This window comes from Variovorax paradoxus, assembly GCF_009498455.1.
In the GTDB taxonomy this organism is placed as follows: domain Bacteria; phylum Pseudomonadota; class Gammaproteobacteria; order Burkholderiales; family Burkholderiaceae_C; genus Variovorax; species Variovorax paradoxus_H.
Genome location: NZ_CP045644.1, coordinates 5726922 through 5747055, shown reverse-complemented (window position 1 = coordinate 5747055; position 20134 = coordinate 5726922). Strand labels below are relative to the sequence as shown.

The 20134-nt window shown below is 68.3% G+C and carries 17 protein-coding genes; 6 read left to right on the top strand and 11 right to left on the bottom strand.

Annotation, left to right across the window (positions count from 1 at the left end; all coding sequences use genetic code 11):
* Window positions 1–101: 101 nt before the first annotated feature.
* Window positions 102–1055 carry a LysR substrate-binding domain-containing protein gene (locus GFK26_RS26545; protein WP_153284577.1) on the bottom strand — a complete coding sequence of 318 codons (954 nt, stop codon included), beginning with the start codon at window positions 1053–1055 and terminating at the stop codon, window positions 102–104.
* A gap of 163 nt (window positions 1056–1218) precedes the next feature.
* Here GFK26_RS26545 and GFK26_RS26540 point away from each other — a divergent pair, with 163 nt between their 5' ends.
* The 4 genes from GFK26_RS26540 to GFK26_RS26525 all read left to right on the top strand — a co-directional run bounded on the left by GFK26_RS26540 (window position 1219) and on the right by GFK26_RS26525 (window position 3989).
* Window positions 1219–1920, top strand: coding sequence for a pirin family protein (locus GFK26_RS26540; protein WP_153284576.1), 702 nt, complete (start codon window positions 1219–1221; stop codon window positions 1918–1920).
* Between the two features lie 56 nt (window positions 1921–1976).
* Window positions 1977–2402 (top strand): DoxX family protein, encoded by a 426-nt coding sequence (locus GFK26_RS26535; protein ID WP_194273958.1) that lies wholly within the window; start codon window positions 1977–1979, stop codon window positions 2400–2402.
* Between the two features lie 77 nt (window positions 2403–2479).
* On the top strand, window positions 2480–3031 hold the full coding sequence (locus GFK26_RS26530; protein WP_153284575.1) for a flavodoxin family protein: 552 nt from the start codon (window positions 2480–2482) through the stop codon (window positions 3029–3031).
* A gap of 34 nt (window positions 3032–3065) precedes the next feature.
* A complete protein-coding gene (locus GFK26_RS26525) occupies window positions 3066–3989 on the top strand; it encodes a pirin family protein (RefSeq protein ID WP_153284574.1) in 924 nt (307 codons plus the stop codon).
* Between the two features lie 15 nt (window positions 3990–4004).
* Here the strand turns inward: GFK26_RS26525 and GFK26_RS26520 are convergent, their stop codons facing one another.
* Complete coding sequence (locus GFK26_RS26520; RefSeq protein ID WP_153284573.1) at window positions 4005–4790, bottom strand: sulfurtransferase; 786 nt, start codon at window positions 4788–4790, stop codon at window positions 4005–4007.
* 61 nt (window positions 4791–4851) lie between these two features.
* Here GFK26_RS26520 and dnaE point away from each other — a divergent pair, with 61 nt between their 5' ends.
* The gene (gene dnaE / locus GFK26_RS26515) at window positions 4852–8370 is read left to right on the top strand and encodes a DNA polymerase III subunit alpha (RefSeq protein ID WP_153284572.1); all 3519 of its coding nucleotides are present in this window, start codon (window positions 4852–4854) and stop codon (window positions 8368–8370) included.
* A gap of 94 nt (window positions 8371–8464) precedes the next feature.
* Window positions 8465–8836 (top strand): YgiW/YdeI family stress tolerance OB fold protein, encoded by a 372-nt coding sequence (locus tag GFK26_RS26510; RefSeq protein ID WP_153284571.1) that lies wholly within the window; start codon window positions 8465–8467, stop codon window positions 8834–8836.
* Here GFK26_RS26510 and GFK26_RS26505 read toward each other — a convergent pair.
* The 9 genes from GFK26_RS26505 to ribH all read right to left on the bottom strand — a co-directional run bounded on the left by GFK26_RS26505 (window position 8820) and on the right by ribH (window position 20129).
* On the bottom strand, window positions 8820–14036 hold the full coding sequence (locus GFK26_RS26505; RefSeq protein WP_153284570.1) for an AAA domain-containing protein: 5217 nt from the start codon (window positions 14034–14036) through the stop codon (window positions 8820–8822). The two genes, GFK26_RS26510 and GFK26_RS26505, sit on opposite strands and share 17 nt — an antisense overlap.
* Window positions 14033–15280: a M48 family metalloprotease gene (locus tag GFK26_RS26500; protein WP_153284569.1), complete on the bottom strand. Its 1248-nt coding sequence runs from the start codon at window positions 15278–15280 to the stop codon at window positions 14033–14035. Before GFK26_RS26500 ends, GFK26_RS26505 begins: the two co-directional genes overlap by 4 nt.
* A gap of 103 nt (window positions 15281–15383) precedes the next feature.
* Entirely contained in the window at window positions 15384–16307 is a 924-nt protein-coding gene (locus GFK26_RS26495) for a cell envelope integrity protein TolA (RefSeq protein WP_153284568.1), read from the bottom strand.
* Between the two features lie 3 nt (window positions 16308–16310).
* Complete coding sequence (locus GFK26_RS26490) at window positions 16311–16748, bottom strand: ExbD/TolR family protein (protein WP_070060386.1); 438 nt, start codon at window positions 16746–16748, stop codon at window positions 16311–16313.
* A 34-nt stretch (window positions 16749–16782) separates the two neighbouring features.
* Window positions 16783–17505, bottom strand: a complete 723-nt coding sequence (gene tolQ / locus GFK26_RS26485; protein ID WP_099796642.1) for a protein TolQ — start codon at window positions 17503–17505, stop codon at window positions 16783–16785.
* Window positions 17502–17960 (bottom strand): tol-pal system-associated acyl-CoA thioesterase, encoded by a 459-nt coding sequence (ybgC, locus tag GFK26_RS26480; RefSeq protein ID WP_153284567.1) that lies wholly within the window; start codon window positions 17958–17960, stop codon window positions 17502–17504. Before ybgC ends, tolQ begins: the two co-directional genes overlap by 4 nt.
* On the bottom strand, window positions 17957–19144 hold the full coding sequence (locus tag GFK26_RS26475; RefSeq protein WP_153284566.1) for a pyridoxal phosphate-dependent aminotransferase: 1188 nt from the start codon (window positions 19142–19144) through the stop codon (window positions 17957–17959). The genes ybgC and GFK26_RS26475 overlap by 4 nt, the downstream gene beginning before the upstream one ends.
* Window positions 19141–19671, bottom strand: a complete 531-nt coding sequence (gene nusB / locus GFK26_RS26470; RefSeq protein WP_099796645.1) for a transcription antitermination factor NusB — start codon at window positions 19669–19671, stop codon at window positions 19141–19143. Before nusB ends, GFK26_RS26475 begins: the two co-directional genes overlap by 4 nt.
* Window positions 19668–20129, bottom strand: coding sequence for a 6,7-dimethyl-8-ribityllumazine synthase (ribH, locus tag GFK26_RS26465; RefSeq protein WP_101492866.1), 462 nt, complete (start codon window positions 20127–20129; stop codon window positions 19668–19670). Before ribH ends, nusB begins: the two co-directional genes overlap by 4 nt.
* Between the last annotated feature and the right edge of the window lie 5 nt (window positions 20130–20134).

Genomic DNA, 20134 nt, shown 5'->3' with positions numbered 1-20134 from the left:
TTTGACAGGGTGATGACGGAGGAGGCCGTGCACACTCTACCTCGGTCTGTGCGCGCCGCCGGGCTGGGGGCGACCCTTATGCAGCCCGCGTCGCGTGGCGTTCAACGGCCCCGGTGCCGTTCGAGCAACGCCTTGCGCGTGCCCTCGTGCTCGAACTGCGCGAGCCACCATTCGAGCGCGCGCCCCGGCTTGCCCGCACTGCGCACGCGCCACGCGCAATGCATGGAGCCCAACGGCGGCTGGCGCTCGGTCTTCAACTCGACGAGGTGGCCGGCCTCGATGTAGGGCCGCGCCATCGGCTCGGGCAAGAAGCCGCCGCCCAGGCCGTGCAGTTGCGCGGCGATCTTGGCCTGCATGCTGGGCACGGTGAGCACGTCTTGTCCGCCGACGAGGTTCACTGTCATGCTCGGCCCGCTGCGCACCGAGTCGGCCGCGGCCACCGCGCGGTGCTGGCGCAGCACCGCGTCGCTGATCGGCTGCGGCAGGCGCGCGAGCGGGTGGTGCGGCGCCACGGCGAACACGAAGCACAGCTCGCCGATGAGGCGACTGCGGATGCCGGTGGCGGTGAAGGCCAGGCTCGCGGCATCGAGCACCGCGCCGATCGCCAGGTCGGCCTCGCCGCTGGTCAGCGCCTCGATGGTGCCGAGCAGCGTTTCGTCGCGCAGCTTCAGGCGCGTGGGCGGGTCGAGTGCGAAGAAGGCGGTGCACAGGTCGAGCAACGGGTCGCGTGCGATCACGCTGTCGACCGCGATGGTCAGCATCGGCTCCCAGCCGGTGGCCACGCGCTTCACGCGGTTGGCGACGGCGTCGATCTCGCCGAGCAGGCGCGCGGCCTCGCGCAGCAGTTCGGCGCCGGCCTCGGTGAGGCGGGCCTGGCGCGCGCTGCGATCGAACAGCAGCACATCGAGCGCGTCTTCGATCTGGCGCACGCGGTAGCTCAGCGCGCTGGGCACGACGCCGAGTGCGCGCGCGGCGGCGGCAAAGCTGCCGGCGGCCACCACCGTCTGCAGCATGGCCAGCGCGTCGGGGGTCAGTACGTCTCGGGCGCTGGACATGGGGTGGGCTCCATCATTCAAATAATTTGAATGATGCCATCAAAACCGGGCGTCTTTCAGAGGGGGATGGAAGCCCAAAATTCTTCTCATCCGCTGCGCATCCGGCGCGGCCCACGACGAAAGCCCCGGTGCCCGAACCGGGTGGGGCAACAAGGAGTTCGACATGTTGAAAGTACGCAAATCTCAGGAACGCGGTTATGCCGACCATGGCTGGCTGCGCTCGTTCCACAGCTTTTCCTTCGCCGGTTACTACGATCCGGCCTTCATGGGCTTCGGCAACCTGCGGGTGATCAACGAAGACCGCGTGGCGGCGGGCGCCGGCTTCGGCACCCACGGCCACCGCGACATGGAGATCATCAGCTACGTGCTCTCGGGCGAACTCGCGCACAAGGACAGCATGGGCAACATCGAATCCATTCCGCCGGGTGATGTGCAGCGCATGAGCGCCGGGCGCGGCGTGATGCACAGCGAGTTCAACCACAAGGCCGACGAGACCACGCACTTCCTGCAGATCTGGATCGAGCCCAAGGAACGCGGCATTGCCCCCGGCTACGAGCAGAAGCAGTTCAGCGACGCCGAGAAGCGCGGCACCCTGCGCCTGGTCGCTTCGCCCGACGGCCACGACGGCTCGGTGACGGTGAACGCCGACGCCCGCCTGTTCGCCGGCCTGTTCGACGGCAGCGAGACCGCGAGCCTGGCGCTCGACCCGAAGCGCAAGAGCTACGTGCACCTGGTGCGCGGCGAACTCGAAGTCAACGGCCAGAAGCTTTCGGGCGGCGACGCCGCGATGCTCGAAGGCGAATCGCAACTCACGCTCGGCGCCGGCATCGATGCCGAAGTGCTGGTGTTCGACCTGGCGGCCTGAGACGGCGTTTTTTTTTGTTTCCCTGTTCATTCCATAACCACCGAGGAGTTTTCACCATGGCCATTACCACCACAACCACCACCCCCAACGCCGCCCAGGACACGCTGGCACTCATCGGCCGCGTGCTGCTTGCAGCGCTGTTCATCCCCGCCGGCTTCGGCAAGCTCATGGGCTTTGCCGGCACCGTGGGGTACATCTCCTCGGTGGGCGCACCGCTGCCGCAGGTGGCGGCGGTCATCGCGATCGTCGTGGAACTGGGGCTCGGCCTGCTGCTGCTGGCCGGCTTCAAGACGCGGGTGTCGGCGATCGTGCTGGCGATCTTCACCGTGGTCGCGGCCGTGATGTTCCACAACTACTGGGCCATGCCCGCCGACAAGGCCTTCGTGAACCAGCTGATGTTCTTCAAGAACATCGCGATCGCCGGCGGCTTGCTCGCTTTCGCCGCCTTCGGTGCCGGCCGCTTCAGCATCGATAAAAAGTAAGCTCGTTCCCCTCAGGCCGCGCACACCGCGTGGGCGCGGCCTTCCGACTCCATCGCTTCTTTGAGGAAACTCGTTTCATGGCAAACATCGTCGTTGTCTTCCATTCCGGCTACGGCCACACCCAGCGCGTGGCCCAGGCCGTGGCCGACGGCGCGGGCGCGCAACTGCTCGCCATCGACGCCGACGGCAACCTGCCGGCCGATGGCTGGGAAACGCTGGCCGCGGCCGACGCGATCATCTTCGGCTCGCCGACCTACATGGGCGGCGTGAGCTGGCAGTTCAAGAAATTCGCCGATGCGTCGTCGAAGGTCTGGTACACGCAAGGCTGGAAAGACAAGCTCTTCGCCGGCTTCACCAACAGCGCCACGATGAACGGCGACAAGGTCACGACCATGACCTACCTGTGGACGCTGGCCATGCAGCACAGCGGCATCTGGGTCAGCATGGGCATCCTGCCGACCAACAACAAGGCGGCCACGCGCGACGCGATGAACTACGTCGGCGGCTACGGCGGCCTGCTCACGCAATCGCCTTCGGACGCGAGCCCCGCCGAGATGCCGAAGGGCGACCTCGAGACCGCACGCGCCTTCGGCGAGCGCATCGGCACGGTGGCAAGATCGCGCGCATAACGCCCCACCGAACTTCGCCCATAAGGACCTCACGATGACCGACACCATCCCCGAAATCCAATTGCTGCGACCCCACGACAAGGACCTGGGCGGTGGCTTCAACGTGCGCCGCGTGCTGCCGGCGGCGCAGCGCCGCTCGGTCGGGCCCTTCGTGTTCTTCGACCACTTCGGTCCGGCCACCGAGCAGCCCGGCAACGCGCACGACGTGCGACCGCATCCGCACATTGGCCTGTCGACGGTCACCTACCTGTTCGACGGCGCGATGATGCACCGCGACAGCCTCGGCAGCGTGCAGGAAATCCTGCCGGGCGCCATCAACTGGATGACCGCGGGGCGCGGCATCGTGCACTCCGAGCGCAAGCCCGAGCGCCTGCTGGCCGACACCTACGTGAACCACGGCCTGCAGCTGTGGGCCGCGCTGCCGCAGGCCCATGAAGAGGTCGAGCCCAGCTTCGAGCACACGCCGGCAGAGGCGATTCCCGAGCTCACGGTGCAGGGCGTGCCGGTGCGCGTGCTGGTGGGCGAGGCCTTCGGCGTGCGCTCGCCGGTGAAGACGCTGGCGCAGACGGTCTACCTGGACATCGCGCTGCCGGCCGGCGGCCGTTTCGAGCTGCCCGCGCTGGCGCCCGAACTGGCGGTTTACATGGTCGATGCCGATGCGCAGGTGAACGGCGAGCCGGCGCCCGCCCACACGATGGCGGTGCTGCCCGACGGGCAGGGCGCGGTGTTCACGGCCGACACGGCAGTGCGCCTCATGGTGATCGGCGGCGAGCCGCTCGATGGCCCGCGCTACATCACCTGGAATTTCGTTTCGAGCCGGCGCGAACGCATTCTCGAGGCCGGCGGCGACTGGGCCGCGCAGCGCATGGGCCAGGTGCCTGGCGAGACCGAGTTCATTCCCCTGCCGGGCAAGCCCTTCGGCGTGCGCGAACCCGACGTCGGCACTACGCCGGTCTGAGCCTGCGCGCCTTGTTTATTGCTTGATGCCGATGTCCGGGTCTTCCGAGGCCCGGGCGCTGGCGTCGGAGGCGCGCGCACTGAGGTCGGGTGCCAGGGCCCGGCGTCCGTCGAACACGAAGCAGTCGCCGTGGTAGTGCGCGCCGCCGACGTCCTCGAAGTACTTGAGGATGCCGCCTTCGAGCTGCAGCACGTGTTCCACGCCTTCCTCGCGCATGAGGATGGCGGCCTTCTCGCAGCGGATGCCTCCGGTGCAGAAGCTCACCACGGTCTTGCCTTCGAAGTCGGCGCGGTGCGCCTTCAGTGCGGGCGGGAATTCGGTGAACTTGGTGATGCGCCAGTCGATCGCGCCGTCGAAGGTGCCTTCGTCGACCTCGAAGTCGTTGCGCGTGTCGAGCATCACGATCTCGCGGCCTTCGTCGTCGTGGCCCTGGTCGAGCCAGCGCTTGAGCGTGGGCGCGTCCACGCCGGGCGCACGGCCGGCGGCGGGCTGGATCGCGGGGTGGTCCATGCGGATGATCTCGCGCTTGAGCTTCACCAGCATGCGCCGGAAGGGCTGCGTGGCCGACCAGCTTTCCTTGGTTTCGAGGTCGGCAAAGCGCGCATCGGCACGCAGGTCGGCCAGGAAGGCGTGGATGGCCTGCGCCGTGCCTGCCAGAAACAGGTTGATACCTTCGGGCGCCAGCAGGATGGTGCCCATGAGGCCCAGGGCCTGCGCGCGGTCGCGCAGGGTCTCACGCAGCACGGGGCTGTCGTTGATGCCCACGAACTTGTAGGCGGCGATATTCAAAATCTCTTGCACGGGGCGGGATTGTAGGGATCACCGCACCACATCGTGGGGTGGCGCTTCCTACAATCGACGGATGTTTGTTCACCTGCGTCTGCACACCGAGTTTTCCGTCGTCGATGGCACGAATCGAATCGACGAAGTCATCAAGGCCGCCGCTGCCGACAAGCAGCCCGCATTGGCCATCACCGACCTGAACAACCTGTTCGGGGCGGTCAAGTTCTACAAGCAGGGCCGGGGCAAGGGCGTCAAGCCCGTCATCGGCGCTGAAATCTTCATCGACGGGCTGGGCAAGGAGCCCGGCGCGTTGACCCGCCTCATCCTGCTGGTGCAGAGCACCGAGGGCTACCTCAACCTGTCGGAGCTGCTGGCCCGCGCCTGGACGCAGAACGTGAGCCGCGGCCAGTCGCAGGCGGCCTGCAAGCTCGAATGGCTGCAGGAGCTGCAGGGCGGCCTGATCGCGCTGTCGGGTGCACAGGCCGGGCCGCTGGGCCAGCCGCTGCTGCAAGGCCAGGAAGAGCGCGCCGCCGAGCTGGCGCTGCAGCTCGCGGGCATGTTCCCGCACCGCTTCTACATCGAGCTGCAACGCGCCGGCCGCCCCGAAGACGAGCCGCACGTGATTGCCGCGGTGAAGCTCGCGGCCCGCCTGAAGCTGCCGGTGGTCGCCACGCACCCAGTGCAGTTCGCCGAACGCCAGGACTACGAAGCGCACGAGGCGCGCGTGTGCATTTCCGAAGGCGAAATTCTGGGCAACCCGCGCCGCGTGCGCAAGTTCACCGAAGAGCAGTACTTCAAGTCGAGCGCCGAGATGCAGGCGCTGTTCGCTGACGTGCCGAGCGCGCTGGCCAACACGGTCGAGATCGCCAAGCGCTGCAACCTCACGCTGGTGCTCGGCAAGCCGCAGCTGCCCGACTTTCCGACGCCCTTCATCGCCGAAGGCGTGCGCATGCCGATCGACGAGTTCTTCCGCCAGGAATCGTTCGAGGGCCTCGAGGTGCGGCTGAAGCACCTGTACCCCGACGAAGCCAAGCGCGAGGCCGAACGGCCGCGTTACGTGGAACGCCTCGAGTTCGAGATCAACACGATCCTGAACATGGGCTTCCCCGGCTACTTCCTGATCGTGGGCGACTTCATCAAGTGGGCCAAGGAAAACGGCTGCCCCGTGGGCCCGGGCCGGGGCTCGGGTGCGGGCTCGCTTGTGGCCTACGCGCTGAAGATCACCGACCTCGATCCGCTCGAATACAAGCTGCTGTTCGAACGTTTCCTGAACCCCGAACGCGTCTCGATGCCCGACTTCGACATCGACTTCTGCCAGGGCAACCGGGACCGCGTGATCGACTACGTGAAGGACAAGTACGGCCGCAACGCCGTGAGCCAGATCGCCACCTTCGGCACCATGGCCGCGCGCGCGGCCATCCGCGACGTGGGCCGCGTGCTCGACATGAGCTACATGTTCTGCGACGGCATCAGCAAGCTGATTCCGAACAAGCCGGGCATGTCGGTCACGCTGCAATATCCGCCCGCGACCAAGATCGAAGGCGACAAGAACAACTACGCCATCGAGATGGAGCCGCAGCTCGCGGAGCGCATCGAGAAGGAAGAAGAAGTCCGCATGCTGGTCGAGCTCGCGCAGAAGCTCGAAGGCATGACCCGCAACATCGGCATGCACGCCGGCGGCGTGCTCATTGCACCGGGCAAGCTCACCGACTTCTGCCCGCTGTACCAGCAGCCCGGCAGCGAATCGGCCGTGAGCCAGTACGACAAGGACGACGTCGAAGCCATCGGCCTCGTGAAGTTCGACTTTTTGGGTCTTGCGACGCTCACCATCCTGGAGATTGCGCGCGAGTTCATCATGAAGCGCCACAAGGGCCAGGAGAACTTCGCGTTCGAGAACATCCCGCTGAACGACGGGCCGACCTACCGCCTGTTCTCCGACGGCAAGACCGAGGCGGTGTTCCAGTTCGAATCGCGCGGCATGCAGGGCATGCTGAAGGACGCGCGGCCCACGCGCCTGGAAGACCTGATCGCGCTGAACGCGCTGTACCGCCCGGGCCCGATGGACCTGATTCCCAGTTTCGTGGCGCGCAAGCACGGCCGCGAAGACGTGGAGTACCCGCACCCGGCCGTGGCCGAGATGCTCTCCGAGACCTACGGGATCATGGTCTACCAGGAGCAGGTGATGCAGACCGCGCAGATCCTGGGCGGCTACTCGCTCGGCGGCGCCGACTTGCTGCGCCGCGCGATGGGCAAGAAGAAGCTCGAGGAAATGGCCGAGCACCGCGAGAAGTTCCGCGCGGGCGCGCTGGCCACGCACGGCATCGTGCAGGACAAGGCCGACGAAATCTTCGACTTGATGGAGAAGTTCGCGGGCTACGGCTTCAACAAGTCGCACGCCGCCGCCTACTCGCTGCTGGCGTACCACACGGGCTGGCTCAAGGTCCACTACACGGCCGAGTTCTTCTGCGCGAATATGACCGTGGAAATGGACGACACGGACAAGCTCAAGCTCTTGTTCGAAGACGCCCAGAAGAACTTCAACATCACCTTCGAGCCGCCGGACGTGAACCGCGGCAACTACCGTTTCGAGCCGGTCACCAACAAGATCATCCGCTACGGCCTGGGCGCCGTGAAGGGCACGGGCCAGCTCGCGGTCGAGGCCGTGGTGCGTGCGCGCGAAGAGGGCGGGCCGTTCAAGAGCCTGTACGACTTCTGCGTGCGCATCGACCGCCAGCGCATCAACAAGCGCACGGTCGAAGCACTCATCAAGGCCGGCGCGTTCGACGCGATTCAGCAGAACCGCGCATCGCTCATTGCCTCGGTCGACCGCGCCTTCGAGTTCGCCAACGCCACGGCGGCCAATGCGTCGCAGGTCGACATCTTCGGCGACTGCGAACACGGCTCGGCCACGCAGGAGCCCGACTTGGTCGACGCCACGCCCTGGGGCGTGAAAGAGCGCCTGACCTTCGAGAAGACGGCCGTCGGCTTCTACCTCTCGGGCCACCTGTTCGACGAGGTGGCGCACGAGGTGCGGCGCTTCTGCAAGCGCGAGATCGGCGACCTGCTCGACAGCCGCGACCCGCAGGTCATTGCCGGCATCGTGAGCGACTTCCGCGTGATCAACGGCCAGCGCGGCCGGCTGGCGATCTTCAAGCTCGACGACAAGTCGGAGTCGATCGACGCCACGGCCGACGAAGCGCTCATCAACGCCAACCGCAACACGCTGAAGGACGACGAGCTCGTCATCGTGAGCGGCAAGCTGCAGCCCGCGCGCGGTGGCTTCGAGGCGCGATTCCAGGTGCAGCAGGTGTGGGACTTGGCCTCGGCGCGCTGCCGCTTCGGCAAGTTCCTGCGCGTGGCAGTCAACGGCAAGGTGCCCGAGATCGCGCGCCTCCTGAAAGACTTTCCGGCGCGCACCGAGCAGACCGAGGTCGGCGATCTGGTGCACGGCCTGCCCGTGCGCCTGTCGATGGCGCGGGGCGGGGCGCAGGTCGAGTTGCAACTGGGCGAGCGCGCCAAGTTCTTCCCGACCGATGCGGCGCTTGCGAGCTGGACCGCGCAGGCCGAAGCGGGCAAGGCACAGGTCATCTACGATTGATCGGACCGCGCGAGCCTGGGGAACCCCCAGGCCTGTGCGCGGTCCATCTGTTGTTGCAACCTGGCCTTGGGCCACTCACAGGAGAAACGACCGCATGCATTTCAAGAAGATCCTCAAGACCACCGCGTTGACGTTCGGCGTGGCGCTGCCCATCGCCGCGGCCTGGGCCCAGTACGCCGGCCCGACGTCGGTGCCGAACCTGACGGTCAAGCAGTTGCTCGAAACCGGCCAAGACGACCAGCACGCCACGGTGCGCGGCTTCATCGTCTCGCACGACGGCGGCGAGCACTACACCTTTGCCGACGACACGGGCCGCATCAAGGTCGAGATCGACGCCAAGTACTTCCCTCCGGGCGTGAAGATCGACGACAAGGTGCGCGTCGAGCTCAGCGGCGAGTTCGACAAGGACCGGCTCACCGGCAAGACCGAACTCGACGTGAAGCGCGTCATCAGCGTCCTGCGCTGACCCCGGCCTTTGCGATGGCCTGCTCGACCTGGTCGAGCACGGCCTCGGGGGCGTGCAGCCAGTCCTTGGCCAGCACCTGCATCACCTGCCAGCCGAAAGCATCGAGGATGCGGGGGCGCGACACATAGCGCTCCAGCACGTTGTGGCGGTGGCCGTCCTGCGCCGCACCGTCCACCAGAATGCCCAGCGCATAGTGCCCCTGGCCCGATGCGCGCACCGCGAGGTCGCAGCGAAAACGCGACTGCCCCACCTGTTCGTCCACCGCATGGCCGCGTGCGCGCAGCGCCTGCGCGATCTGCGCCGTGACGTCGTCCGTGCGCGCCTGCCGCGCCACGTGGCCGCGCGCGAGCGGGTTCATGCCTTCGAGCACGCGCCGCGCCGTGTCCTCGTCGCCGCGTGACAGGCACTCGGCATAGCGCAGGAAGTTCTTCAGCGCGGCCGCGCCCTCGTTGTGGTCGTTGGTGATCGCCTCGTGGCGGATGGTCGAGACCACCGCCATGTGGTGCTTGGCGCGGCTGAAGATCACGTTCAGCCGCTTCTCGCCGCCGCGCTGGTTGATGGGGCCGAAGTTCATCAGCATGCGGCCCTCGGGGTTGGGGCCGTAGCAGATGCTGAGGATGATGATGTCGCGCTCGTCGCCCTGCACGTTCTCCAGGTTCTTGATGAAGAGGCCGCAGAACTGGTCGTCTTCCTCGCGCACGTACTCGGCCTCGAGCCGTGCCGCAAAGTCGGCATCGACCGCGCCGAGCGCGTTCAGCTCTTCCTCGATCTCGCCCTGCTGCGCTTCGGAGAACGCAACGATGCCCAGGCTGCGCCCGGTCTCGCGCTTCAGCAACTCGCGCACCAGCTGCGCGATGTGGCGCGCCTCGCCGTCGTTGATGCGGTTCTCGTACACGGCGTCGGCCACGCGGTGGAAGCTGATGGCGCGCGAGAGCAGGGCGTCGACCTGCGCCTTCACGGACTCGTCGGTCGGGCTGCGCGACTGCACCACGATCTCGCCGCGCTCGGGCGCGGGCAGGCTGCGATCGGGAATGGTGTACAGGTTGCCCGCGTAGAAGGCCGCGTTCGAAAAACCGATGAGCGACTCGTAGCGGCTGCGGTAGTGCCAGGCCAGCAGCGTGGCCGGCAGGTTGCGCGCACCCTGGTTCAAGAGGCTGTCGGCATCGAGCACGACGGCGATGCGTTCGGCTTCTTCGCCGTTCTCTGCATCGTCGCCTTCCACGGTGACGGTGTCTTCCTCGGCGTCGCGGGCTGACGAGAAGAAGCTGGTCGGCGGCAACTGCATCTCGTCGCCCACCACGATGATCTGCGGCGCGCGGTACAGCGCGGGCACGGCTTCTTCCACTGGAATCTGGCTGGCCTCGTCGAAGATCACCACGTCGAACAGGTCGGCCGCGAGCGGCAGCGTGTCGGACACCGACAGCGGGCTCATGAGCCAGATCGGTTTCATGTCGCGCACCACGCGGCCGGTGTCACCGCTGGCGAGTTCGCGGATCGCCTTGTAGCGCATGGTCTTGCCGAACTCGTGCTCGAGCTCGCGGCGGCCCGCGTTGTAGCTCTTCTTGAAGACCTTGCCGTCGGCGTCGAGCTGGCTGGCGGGCAGGGCGCTCTTCTGCACATGGTCGCGGAAGCGCTGGCGCACCGCGGCGGCGAGCGTGCGTGCGTTGCGTTCGAGCAGCTTGCGTTCGCCTTCGCCCAGGCGCTGTGCATGGCGCGCGAGCGTGGCGCCGTCGAAGCGCGGCAGCCAGCGCTCGGTGCGGTAGACGCGCTCCAGCCCTTCGCGCGCGACGGCGTACTCGATCGCCTCGGGCGGCAGCGGCAGCGTGCGCAGCGCGGCGGCCACGGCCGGGTCGGCATCGGCCAGTTCCTGCAACGGCTGCAGCACCGACGGCAGCGCATCGGCCTGGTCGCGCAGCGTGCGTGCCAGCGCGTCGAGCGCGTCCAGTGGCTGCGCGCCGGCGTCGTGCAGCAGGTCGTGCCAGAGGGCGTCGAGCGTGTCGACGCGCGGTGCGGCGGCGACCAGCTGTTCGACGCTGCGGCGGGCCGCGTCGGTGCGCAGGTGGGCGTGGAACGCCGCGCGCAGGCCGGCGCCGGCGTCGATGCCGCGCATGGCCTGCAACTGCTGCGCGAAGGCATCGGCATCGGTGCAGCCGTAGTCGGCTTCGATGCGCGCCGCCTGTTGGTCGAGCGCGGTGCGCGCGGCCTGTTCGGCGCGCAGGTCTTCGAGGATCTGGCTGGGCTGCGGACGCACGGCATGCGCGGCGAAGTCGTAGCGGCGCTTGAGTTCGCCCGACAGGCGCCACCACGAGGGCTGCAGCCAGCGCAGCAGCGAACCTTGCTGCGTGCGGGCCTGCGCGAGCGCGGCTTCGGTGTCGCCGGGCGAGAGCTTGTCGCGCCAGTGGGCGGTGCGTTGCAGCTGCGCGTCGAGCGCCTGTTGCAGCGTGCGCTTGTCGTTCAGGGCGGCGCCGAGCGCGAGGCTGCTCGGGTGCGCGGCGTCGAGCAGCGCGAGCTGGCCGCGCGCGGCCAGCGAGGCGACGCTGCGCGCATCGGCCACCACGGCCAGCGCGTCGCGCCACAGCACGCCGGCCTCGGCCAGCGGTGGCCAGGCGTCGACCAGCGCATCGCGGCAAGGCGCGCTCAGGTCGATGGCGCGTTCGCTGCGTTCGACCAGCCGCGCGAGCGGTTTCTCCTGCGCGAGCAGCGACGGGGCGAGCTGCGCGAACACATGCTGCGCGAAGCTCGGCGCGCCCAGGCTTTCGGTCACGGCCAGGTGCAGGCGCGACACCAGCTCCGCATGCCGGCGCCATGCGGCGAAGGCGGGCAGCGCCTCGGCCTGCAGCGGCGTGAGCGACGGGTCGCTGGCCTTGAGCGCGACCAGCCGCGACAGCAATTCGCGCAACGTCACCGCGATGTGCTCGGGCACGTCGTGCATGGCGGCATCGAAGCGTTCGAGCGCGCGCAGGTCGAGGTCCATGGCGTCGAGCACCTGCGTGCGCTCGGTGCTTTCCTGCGCCAGCGTGCCGGGCGCTTCGAGCCACAGCTCGTAGGTCTTGCGCAGGTTCTGCACGAAGGCCTTCTTGTCGCCCTGCGAGTCGTGAATCATGCAGCACAGCTCGTCCAGCCCCTGCTGGCGCAGGCGGTGGAACACGACGTCGATGGCGGCGCGCTTCTCGCAGACGAACAGCACGCGCTGGCCGCGGCCCACGTAGTCGGCGATCAGGTTGGTGATGGTCTGCGACTTCCCCGTGCCGGGCGGGCCCTGGATGATGTAGCTGGTGCCCGTGCGCGCCAGCGCCACCGCGGCGGTCTGCGTGGCGTCGGCCTGCACCACGGGCCACTGGTCGGCCAGCGGCAGGGCGGGCGGTGTCTCGGCGTCGACGCGGCGCGGCTGCAGCGAGAACACGCGGTCGAAGGCTTCGCTGGCCAGGTCGGATTCGGCCAGCCCCGAGTAGTCGCGCACCAGCGACATCTTGCGATGGTTGAAGTTGCCCAGCGTCACGGCCGTGAGGTCGACGTCCCACTGGTAGGGGTTGCCGCTGCTGTCGCGCAGCGCGAAGGTCTTGCGCTCGGTGTCGTCGGCAACGGTAGCGGCCATCTGCGGCGCGCGCGGCTGCGGCGCGCCGCCGACGGCCTCGCGCACCGGCAGCGGCACGGGGCGCACGCGCGCATGGAACAGCTGCAGCCCGCGCGGGCGGAAGTCGTCCTGCGCGTAGCTGAAGTCTTGCGAGGCCACCGGCACCGCCGAGGGCGAGCGCACGCGGGTGCGGCGCTTGAACTGTTCGAGCCGCTGGCGCGCGCGCTGGTGCATCACGGCGATCTCGGGCTGCTTCACGAGCCGCAGCTGCACGCCGGGCTCGCTCTGCGCAATCTGCGCCGACAGCTGCGCGTGGAACTGTTCGAGCGAGGTTTCGCGCAGGTCCACCGTCTCGGGCAACGCGATGCCGTAGAGCTGGCGCAGGTGGTGGCGCAGCGTGGGGTTCACCTGCGCCTCGCTGGCCGAGGCTTCGAGCAGGTACTGGTCGCGCACGCCTTTCTTGCGCGTGAGCTCCACCGGCAGCATCAGCAGCGGCGAGGCGATGCGCTCGGCCCGTTCGGCCTCGCCCTCCTTGAGGTTGTGCCAGCGCAGGAAGGCCACCACCAGCGACAGCTGCGAGAAGCCGTACTCGGCCCGGTCGCGCCGTGCCTCCTGCAGGATGCGGTCGAGCGCGCCGGGCAGGTAGGGCTGGTCTTCGAAACGCAGCCAGCGCGCCAGCGGCACGGGGTCGCAGCTGGCGATGTCAATGGCAAAGCGGCCATCCCACACGCACAGTTGGTCGGTGCGGATGCTGTTCAGGTCGACCACCAGCGGCACGCTGGCGATGGTGAGGTTCACATGCGCCTGCGTCGGCTTGAAGTACAGCAGGCGGTTGCGCCGCGACAGGTCGAACAGCCGGTCGCGCAGGTGCAGCTGGATCGCCTGGCGGCGCTGGCCCGCGCCGTCTCTTGCGGGTGCGATGCGGTCCAGGCCGAGGTCGACGGGCTGGTCGCGGTAGGTCTCGAGGCGGCGGATGACCGAGGGCAGGTCGCGCGCGCGCTCGTGGCGGTCGAGCGCGGTCATCTCGAAGATCACGGCGGCCACCACGGGGTGCAGCCGGCGGTTCAGCTCGAACAGGTTGCCGCGGTGCGTGGCGAAGCGGGTGAGGTCGTCGCTGTCGGTGAAGTCGAGCCCGCACGACAGGCTGGCCAGCACCTGGCCCAGGCACAGGATGTCGCCGAGCGCATCGTGGTGGCCCAGGCGCAGCTCCCACGCGGTGTAGCCGGGCAGGTAGACGGGGCGCGTGGGCACCGTGTCGGGCCCGGCATCGGCCATGACCGCGAGGTTTTCGAGCGCGACGTCGGCCTCGGCGTCGACGGTCAGTCGCGTTTCGCCGACCACGCGCAGCACGGAGGCGGCGGGTTGTTCGAGCGGCGCGATGGCCTCGGGGTGGCGGCGCGGCGCGGTGCCGTCGGGCTGGGCCAGCGCCAGCGCGGGTTCGGCGGGCGCGTCGGTCACGCGGTAGGCGAAGGCGCTGCCGAGCGCGGCGACGTTGCCGAGTTCGTGCAGGGCCGAGACCTCGCACAGCAGCGGCAGCACGAGCTTGAGCACGTCGTCGGTCTGCAGGCCGCCGTGGGCCTCGGCGGTGGCGAGCAGTTGCAGGAGCGGGGCGGGGGCGAGGGTCATGCGGCGGCGGCCTGCGAAGAAGACGACGGGGTGGTGGCGGCCTTGTCGAGCAGGGCGGCGGCGTCGCGTTTGACGCGGGTGAAGTTGCGCTTGGAAAGACCCAGGTCTTTCAGCACGCGCTGTTCGAAGGGTTGGGCGCAGTCCAGCGCATCGGCCAGGCCGAGCGTGGCGGCGAGGGTGACGTCGTCCATCTCGGGATCGGCGGCGACGAAGTCGACCAGCACGCTGGCCAGGTAGCCGTGCAGGCCGGCGGGCGCGGGCTCGGGCGGCGGCATCGCCGACGTGGGCGGCGCGAAGTCGGGGAAGAAGCGCCGCGCATGCGCGAGCAGCGATTCCGACTGCAGCACGGGCCGTTGCAGCAGCTGCGCGAGGGTGGCGCGCGTGAGGGCGCTCACGCGCTGCTGGCCGAGCATGTCGAGCGTGCCCAGGTCGAGCGGGCCTTCGAGCGCGGCGGCCAGCCATTCGTCGGCGTCGTGCTCGCGGCCGGTCCACAGGCGCAGCGCGCGGGCGCGCACGAACACCTCGGGGTGGCTCACGCCGCGCGTCTGCAGCGCCTTGTTGTTGGGGTCGGCGCAGATCTCCTCGGCCTGCGCGAGGTAGCTCGCCACGTTGACCTGCGTGAGGCCGGTCTCGATCTTGATGAGCGCGCTCACGGCGGGTTCGAGCGCGCCGCAGGCCACGCAGCCGCCGCGGTCGGCGAACGCCTCGGTGTACAGCGCATGGCGCCGCGCGGCCTGCAGGTGGCTCGCGTCGGCGCGCGGGTCGGCCGCCGTGGCGTGCAGCAGGCGGTCGACGACGTGGTGCTTGCCGCCGTCGCGTTCCCACAGCAGGTAGTGCGCGAGTTCGTGGCCGAGCACGGCCTGGCGCTCCGGGCCCTGCAGCCGTTCGAGCAGCGGGCCCGAGAGCACGATGTGCGCTTCGCCCGGCACGACGTAGATGGCCGCATTCATCGCCGCGCCGTCGCCGGATGGGGCCTGGTAGAGCGTGATGCGCGCGGTGACGCCCAGCCGCTGCGCGGCCAGGGTGGCGTCGGCATGCAGATCGGGGTGCGCGTCCGCGTTGAGCCGGTAGGCACTGCGCAGCAATTCGGCACGCATGGCGGCCGTGTGTTCTTCGCGCGCTTCGGCGGAGGCGGCCCAGCGCCAGGCCTCGGGTTCGTTCGCCTGAAGGTGGGCGGCCAGTGCCTGCTGGTAGGGCAGCGGCGTCAGGTCTTGGAGGCGAACGGCAGGGAAAGAGTCGACCATGTCAGGAGCGCCAGCAACAATGAGTTGCCGACGATCCTAAACGAGCGGGTGACGTCGCTTGCAATCACCCACGATGTGGGTGATTGCGGCCCCAGCGCTTGGATCAGCGCTTGGGCTTGAGCGTGACGATGAGCGACGGGAAGATGCGGCCGTCCGTGTCGCGCGGCAGCTTGTCGGTCTTGCGAAGACCGCGCTCGGCGGCTTCGTCCCAGGCCGGCAGGCCGCTGGACTTGGCGAGCTTGACGCCGACGATGGTGCCGTCGGGTGCGAGCCTCACTTCGAACTCGGCTTCCGGGTTGCCGTTCACGCTGTCTGCATCGGGGAAGGTGATGTTCGGGCGCACGGCGGCCGCGATGCGGCCGGCATAGCCGCTCGACGGGCCGGACGAGCGCAGCGCGTTGCCCTTGGCATCGTCGCTGCCGCTGGCACCGGCCATGCCCTGCATGCGCTTGAGCGTCGCGGCGCGGTCGGCAGCCGCCTGCTTGGCGGCCGCTTCAGCCTTCTTCGCTTCGGCCTGCTTGGCCTCGGCTTCCTGCTGCTTCTTCTGCTCGGCCAGTTTCTTCTGCTGCTCTTTCTTGCGCTCGGCTTCGTCTTCGGCGCGTTCCTTGGCCTCGAGCTCTTTCTTCTTTTGTTGCTGCTGGCGCTGCTGTTCGAGTTCGCGCTCCTTCTGCGCTTTCTGTTCCTTGAGCTTCTTCTCGCGCTCCAGCGCGATGTCGGGCGCAGGCGCCGGCGCCGGCTCGGGCGGCTTGACGGCCGGGGAGGCGGTGGGGCGGCGCGGGTGCGGGCGGCGGTGGTGCGGGCACGGGGCCGGCGGCTCCGGCACCGACAGGCGCGGGGCGGCCTGCATCACCGTGGTGGACCACAGCTCGGCATCGACCGCGCCGTCGTCGGCTTCGCTGCGCCAGCGCACACCCCAGGTGAGGGCGGCGATCAGCAGCGCGTGGGCAATGAGCGCGAGCACCACCGCGCGGGGCGTGCCGCGCTGCGGTGGCGGCGCGAACTCGGGGCGATCCAGGGCGAGCGACATGCCTTATTTGCCGCCCGTGGTCGTGACCGACAGCCCCACGCGCTCGATGCCGCTGCGCTTGAGCTGGTTCATCGCCTTCACGACGGTTTCGTACTTCACCGACTTGTCGGCACTGATGACCACGGGGCGCTGGGCGTCGCCGCCTTGCGCGGCCTTGGCGGCCGAGCCGATCTGCGTCATGGGAATCGACGCGCCGCCGGTGCCGGTGGACGGGTCTTTCTTGATCTGCACTTCGTCGTCGCTCTTGATGACGATCTCGATGGGCTTGTCGGGCTGCTTGTTGGCACGATCGACCGTCGGCAGGTTGATCACGCTCGGCGTGATGAGCGGGGCAGTGACCATGAAGATGATCAGCAGCACCAGCATCACGTCGATGAACGGGACCATGTTGATCTCGTTGATCGTGCGGCGGCCGCGGCCCCGGGATGAAACGGCGGGCATGTCGTCGCGTCCTTTGTCTTGTGCGCGCCGCTGCTTAGCGGTTCGCGGCGGTGACCGAGGCGGCGGGCGTCACGGCGCCGGGGTTGGCCGAGAGGTTGCGCTGCAGGATGTTGGAGAACTCTTCGATGTAGGTCTCCAGGGCGATGGCGATCTTGTCGATCTCGCGCGCGAAGCGGTTGTAGCCGACCACCGCGGGAATGGCGGCGAACAGGCCGATGGCGGTGGCCACCAGCGCTTCGGCAATGCCGGGCGCCACGGTGGCCAGCGTCACCTGCGTGAGGGCGGCCAGGCCGGTGAAGGCATGCATGATCCCCCAAACCGTGCCGAACAGGCCCACGTACGGCGACACCGAACCGACGGTGGCCAGGAACGACAGGTTCTGCTCGGCTGCATCCAACTCGCGCTGGAAGCTCGCGCGCATCGCGCGGCGGGCGCCGTCCAGCAGCGTGGGTGCGTCGGTCACGTGGCGCTCGCGCAGCTTCTGGTACTCGCGCATGCCGGAGGCAAAGATGCGCTCCATGGGGCCGGCGAATTTGGCGTTCTGTGCCGCCGAGGCGAACAGCTCGTTCAGGCTGGTGCCCGACCAGAACTCGCGCTCGAAGTCTTCATTGAGCACACGGATGCGCTTGAGGGAAAAGTACTTGCGGATGATGGCGGCCCAGCTGGCGACCGACACGATCACCAGGAGTAGCACGACCAGTTGCACCACGAAGCTGGCGTGGAGCAGGAGATTGATGATGGAGAGATCTTGGTTCATGGCTTGAAAGGTTGAGTCATGGAGCCGCTGGAGTGCTCGAGGGTTCCCGAAACTTGGGCCGGAATGCGCGCAGGGCGCAAGGTGGAGGCGTCCACCCAGCCGATGCGGATCGTGCCTTCGCACAGCAAGACCGGTGCCGCGGCCCCGGTGCGTTCTTGCTCTGTTTTTGATAGCACGCGCTGACCGATTATCAACGACGCGGTGCCCAATTGTCGGAGCTCGGCTGTAACCAGCAGTTCGTCGTCCAGCCGCGAGGGCCGATGGTATTTGAGCTGCGTTTCGCTCACCACGAACTGGCCGCCGGTGGCTTCCTTGAGCTTGCGCTGCTCGACGCCCAGGGAGCGCAGCCACTCGGTGCGACCGCGCTCCATGAACTTCAGGTAGTTGGCGTAGAACACGATGCCGCCGGCATCGGTGTCTTCCCAGTAGACGCGGATCGGAAACTCGAAACTCATTGCGCGATCATGGCCCGCAGGCGTTCGACCGATTCCTGCAGGTGCGCCATCGAGCTGGCGGTCGAGAAGCGCACGAACTTCGCGGTTTCGGCCGTGCCGAAGTCGCGGCCGGGCGTCACGGCGAGGTGGGCGCGCTTCATGGTCTCGAAGGCGAAATCCCAGCTGCCCGAGATGCCGAGTTTTTCGGCCACGCTCGTGCAGTCCGCCCAGGCGTAGAACGCGCCGTCGGGCACCACAGGCACATTCAGTCCGAGCGCATTGAGCTGCGGAATGAACCAGTCGCGGCGCGCCTTGAACTCGGCGCGGCGGCGTTCGTACTCGGTGATGCTCTGGTCCTCGAAGCAGGCCAGTGCGGCGTACTGCGACACCGTGCTCGCGCAGATGAAGAGGTTTTGCGCGAGGCGCTCGACCACCGGCACCAGCACGTCGGGCACCACCAGCCAGCCAAGGCGCCAGCCGGTCATGTTGAAGTACTTGCTGAAGCTGTTGATGCTGATGACGTTGTCGTCGATGGCCAGTGCCGTCTGCCCGAAGGCGTCGTCGTGCGACAGGCCCAGGTAGATCTCGTCGATCAGCGTGATGCCGCCGCGCTGCGACACCACCTCGTGGATGCGGCGCAGTTCGTCGGGCGCGATCGAGGTGCCGGTAGGGTTCGACGGCGAGGCCAGCAGCACGCCGCGCGTCTTGACGGTCCAGGCGGCCTCGACCTTGGCGGCGGTGAGCTGAAAGCGCTCTTCGGCCGTGGTCGGCACCAGCACGGCCTTGCCGTCTGCCGCGCTCACGAAGTGGCGGTTGCAGGGGTAGCTCGGGTCGGGCAGCAGGATCTCGTCGCCCGATTCGATCAGCGCGAGGCAGGCCAACTGCAACGCAGCCGAAGCGCCGGCCGTGACGACGATGCGGCGGGCCGGCACGTCGACGTTGAAGCGCTGCTTGTACCAGCCGCTGATGCGTTCGCGCAGGTGGTCCAGGCCGGTGGCCTGCGTGTACTGCGTGGCGCCGGCGCGCACGGCGCGGGCGGCAGCTTCCTGCACGAGGGGCGGGGCGGTGAAGTCAGGCTCGCCGATGTTCAGGAAGATCATCGGACGGTCGGTGTGGGCCACTTCGCGGGCCAGCACGCCGGCGGCCTTCGCCACCTCCATCACGTAAAACGGTTCGATGCGCTGCGCGCGCGTCGAGATCCTCATGGGCGCGCCTTGCCCGACGCCCGGTCGGCTTCGACTTCGAGGGGACGCAGCTGCGGCGCCAGGCCGTTGAGCACGGCGTTCACGTACTTGTGGCCGTCGGTGCCGCCGAATTCCTTGGCGAGTTCGATGCACTCGTTGAGCACCACGCGCCAGGGCACGTCGGGGCAGTTCTGGAACTCGTACACGCCGATCCACATCACGGCGTGCTCGATGGGCGAGATTTCCGTGAACTTGCGGTCCAGCAGCGGCAGGATCAGCGCGTCGAGCTGCTCGGCGCCGTTGATCGAGCCGTGCAGCAGCGCGTCGTAGTGCGCGGCGTCGGCCTTGTGGAAGCCCGCGAGGTCGCGCGTGAAATGGTCGATGTCGGTCGGGTCGTTGCGGCCCACCAGGTGCTGGTAGAGCGCCTGCAACGCAAACTCGCGTGCGCGGCTGCGGTTCGACTTGGCCGCGGCCTTGCGAACGCCCGTGCTCGTGAGGCCGGTGCGCGACTGGCGGGATTTGGCGGACTTGGAGGTGTCTTCGGTCATGAAAGGGTGGCCAGCAGTTGTGCCATCTCGACCGCCACCTGGGCTGCGTCGCGGCCCTTGTCGGTCTGGCGGGCGACGGCCTGTTCGAGGTTTTCGGTCGTGAGGATCGCGTTGGCGATGGGCAGGCGGTAGTCGAGCGCGACGCGGCTCACGCTCGCGCCCGATTCGTTGGCCACCAGTTCGAAGTGGTAGGTCTCGCCGCGGATGATGCAGCCCAGCGCCACGAGCGCGTGGTAGCCGCCGCGCTCGGCGAGTGCCTGCAGCGCCACGGGCACTTCGAGCGCGCCGGGCACCTGCACATGATGGATGTCGGAAGCAGCCACGCCGAGCGCTTCGAGCTCCGACAGGCAGGCCGTGGCCAGTGCGTCGGTGATGTCGGCGTTGAAGCGGGCCTGCACGATGCCGATGCGCAGGCCTTTGCCGTTGAGCGTGGTCGCGCCCTTGTTTGAACCTTGCATGGTCG

Coding starts and splice junctions, on each gene's coding strand:
- GFK26_RS26545 (WP_153284577.1), bottom strand. CDS start 1,055: ATGTCCAGCGCCCGAGACGTACTGACCCCCGACGCGCTGGCCATGCTG.
- GFK26_RS26540 (WP_153284576.1), top strand. CDS start 1,219: ATGTTGAAAGTACGCAAATCTCAGGAACGCGGTTATGCCGACCATGGC.
- GFK26_RS26535 (WP_194273958.1), top strand. CDS start 1,977: ATGGCCATTACCACCACAACCACCACCCCCAACGCCGCCCAGGACACG.
- GFK26_RS26530 (WP_153284575.1), top strand. CDS start 2,480: ATGGCAAACATCGTCGTTGTCTTCCATTCCGGCTACGGCCACACCCAG.
- GFK26_RS26525 (WP_153284574.1), top strand. CDS start 3,066: ATGACCGACACCATCCCCGAAATCCAATTGCTGCGACCCCACGACAAG.
- dnaE (WP_153284572.1), top strand. CDS start 4,852: ATGTTTGTTCACCTGCGTCTGCACACCGAGTTTTCCGTCGTCGATGGC.
- GFK26_RS26510 (WP_153284571.1), top strand. CDS start 8,465: ATGCATTTCAAGAAGATCCTCAAGACCACCGCGTTGACGTTCGGCGTG.
- GFK26_RS26505 (WP_153284570.1), bottom strand. CDS start 14,036: ATGACCCTCGCCCCCGCCCCGCTCCTGCAACTGCTCGCCACCGCCGAG.
- GFK26_RS26500 (WP_153284569.1), bottom strand. CDS start 15,280: ATGGTCGACTCTTTCCCTGCCGTTCGCCTCCAAGACCTGACGCCGCTG.
- GFK26_RS26495 (WP_153284568.1), bottom strand. CDS start 16,307: ATGTCGCTCGCCCTGGATCGCCCCGAGTTCGCGCCGCCACCGCAGCGC.
- GFK26_RS26490 (WP_070060386.1), bottom strand. CDS start 16,748: ATGCCCGCCGTTTCATCCCGGGGCCGCGGCCGCCGCACGATCAACGAG.
- tolQ (WP_099796642.1), bottom strand. CDS start 17,505: ATGAACCAAGATCTCTCCATCATCAATCTCCTGCTCCACGCCAGCTTC.
- ybgC (WP_153284567.1), bottom strand. CDS start 17,960: ATGAGTTTCGAGTTTCCGATCCGCGTCTACTGGGAAGACACCGATGCC.
- GFK26_RS26475 (WP_153284566.1), bottom strand. CDS start 19,144: ATGAGGATCTCGACGCGCGCGCAGCGCATCGAACCGTTTTACGTGATG.
- nusB (WP_099796645.1), bottom strand. CDS start 19,671: ATGACCGAAGACACCTCCAAGTCCGCCAAATCCCGCCAGTCGCGCACC.
- ribH (WP_101492866.1), bottom strand. CDS start 20,129: ATGCAAGGTTCAAACAAGGGCGCGACCACGCTCAACGGCAAAGGCCTG.